Annotated in this window: 1 protein-coding gene; it reads right to left on the reverse strand. The window is 41.1% G+C overall.

The annotated features are described in order from the left end of the window. On the reverse strand, window positions 1-280 hold a 280-nt coding region (locus C1G53_RS10935), incomplete at both ends, for a hypothetical protein (protein ID WP_153046713.1).

Raw genomic sequence — 280 nt, forward strand, 5'->3', positions numbered from 1 at the left:
GGGTTGTCGACGTATCATTTAGTTGTGAACTAGTCCATTCGATGACCTTATCGTCATTATCACGATACTTACCAATTGTACGATTGGTATTGGAAGTATTGACCGTATCTACTTTTAAGTCCCCTAGAGGACCACCATCATTTTTAGCTGGAAGCGTAATAGTATCTGCTGTTGATAAGGTACGTGTTTCCTTCTGAGTTAAGGTAACTGATGTGCCATTATAGGTAAGCTTGCTGCCCTTTGGAGCATCAACAGTTACTTCCGACCGATAATCCAAACT

The organism is Streptococcus suis, from assembly GCF_002960445.1.
GTDB lineage: Bacteria > Bacillota > Bacilli > Lactobacillales > Streptococcaceae > Streptococcus > Streptococcus hyiners.